Below are 1,860 nucleotides of genomic sequence, written 5' to 3'. Positions count from 1 at the left end.
CTCCGCGGCAGTGATGCTTGCGTGACACTCGTTTCCCGTTCGAGAGACTTGCCTTTCCTGCCTTGAGGCTGGTGGGGGAGTGCGCTATCCCGGGGTGGCGGGATGACCCGAACATTGCGTCGCTCCCGGGAACCACCAACGTCCCGCGGACCGCACTGAGCGGGGTCACTTCAGCAGCGCTGCGACGACCAGCGTGGCGGTACCGGTAGTGAGGGCACCGATGAGCGCCCACTGCCACCAACGCATGCGCAGGCTCCCGGGCGGGCTTCCGGCGGCGCGGTGAGGGCTTCGTCATCGACTGCACGGTACGAGGGCATGGTTGAGGCAGACTGTGGACAGCAGCTGGGTGGTTCCCGCTCTCAGCGGGGTGGGCTGCTACCTGATCCGGTGTCTCGCCCCGCGCTTCTCACAGACAAGGGACGCCCCAATGCGCCATGAGCATCCTGCCGGCGTGAGCGCGGTAGGGAGGTTCCGGGTGGTGCTGTCGTCTGATCGTCGGTCGGGGTGGTCGTTGCAGGAACGAGTGGAGCAGCTCGTCCGGGACGCCATCGCTGATGGCGTCCTTTTGGAGGGTGATCAGTTGCCGCCGTACCGAGTCGCGGCAGCAACGTCCGGGTTGAGCATCCACACGATCCTGAACGCGTACCGGGCACTGATCGCCGACGGTGTGGTGCGGTCGGTGCCCGGTGACGGCTACTTCATCGCCGGCGCCGTCCGCTACCGCGACTTCTTCACCGCACCTGACGACCGACCATCGCTGCCGTCAGTGACGGCACGGGTGCCCACGGCGTAGGCAAGTGGGGTGGGATGCCGTCCGGTAGAGCTTGCTCGCCAACGGCACACTGGCCCCCTTCCGGCAATGCGGGACGCCCGACCGGGTGTTTCCGGGACGACACCCCGGCACCTACTCCTCTCCAGCGGGCGATTTCGGTACCGAGACGTCGACGGGAGCGGTGACGGACGCGGATCGGGGTGTCGTGTCGATGCGCGCTTTCGGCCGTAGCTGGTCACCGCCGAAATGATCTGACCGCCGACGTTCAGGCGGCTTCCGGTGCGTTCTGCTGCGGGGCAGAGGTGGGTGCGCTGTCGGGGAGCCCGCTGCTTTTCCGCGGTCCTGGGGTAGAGGTTCCAACCAAGCTCGACGTCATTGTCCGTTCATGCCGAGCTTCAGGCGGCGGTGGAGTGCTTGCCGTCGGGGTGTCGTTCAGTTGACGCTGTCCTCACGGAACGCTAGCGAGATGCGTTCGGTGAAGTGGATGAAGACGTTGACGTTCTCGACAGGAAGCGATTTCTCGAGCGCTTGCCGGTAGGCCGAGCGAAGTGCGCCGACCACCGCGAAGCCGTCGGCACTCAGCTCGATCCGCACGCTCCGGCGATCGTCCGGGTTGCGGACCCGATCGAGTAGACCTCGTTTGGTCAGACGGTCGAGCAACGCGGTGACGGCTCCCGTTCCCATCTCCAGGTACCCGCCGAGTTCCTTCGGCGTGCGGTCGTCGTCGACCGCTCCGAGGAACTTCAGCGCGCGGAGGTCGACCGGGTTCAGGTCGTGGGTGACGGCGAGGTGCTGCATCAGGTGCGCGTGCTCGACCTGAGCGCTGTAGAACGCGGCGACCGCCTCGTCCAGCAGTCGATCCTGGTCGGCGTCACTCATCGGAGGAGGGCTTGCGCTCATGATCCCATCTTAGACGAGATCCGTTTGGGACAAAAATTGACTTGAACGAATCTGTAGGTGTAAGGTCTACCTAGCTCGAAATTCGAGTCATGCCTCAACCTGAACGGATCTCCTCTCATGCGTCGCCCGAACCGCACCATCGCCCGTGTCGCCACCCTCGCCGTCATCCCGGCTGCCCTGCTCGCCGC

2 protein-coding genes are annotated in these 1,860 nt (G+C 65.5%); one reads left to right on the top strand and one right to left on the bottom strand.

The window, feature by feature from the left end; translation table 11 throughout:
• Positions 1-427: 427 nt before the first annotated feature.
• Positions 428-793 carry a winged helix-turn-helix domain-containing protein gene (locus EDF31_RS19740; protein WP_131847781.1) on the top strand — a complete coding sequence of 122 codons (366 nt, stop codon included), beginning with the start codon at positions 428-430 and terminating at the stop codon, positions 791-793.
• Positions 794-1,204: 411 nt separating this feature from the next.
• Here the strand turns inward: EDF31_RS19740 and EDF31_RS19735 are convergent, their stop codons facing one another.
• A complete protein-coding gene (locus EDF31_RS19735; protein ID WP_243650192.1) occupies positions 1,205-1,672 on the bottom strand; it encodes a MarR family transcriptional regulator in 468 nt (155 codons plus the stop codon).
• Between the last annotated feature and the right edge of the window lie 188 nt (positions 1,673-1,860).

It is taken from the genome of Curtobacterium sp. PhB142, assembly GCF_004341255.1.
In the GTDB taxonomy this organism is placed as follows: Bacteria; Actinomycetota; Actinomycetes; order Actinomycetales; family Microbacteriaceae; genus Curtobacterium.
Note: the sequence above shows the minus strand (reverse complement) of the source record. Positions and strands in the feature narration are given on the sequence as shown.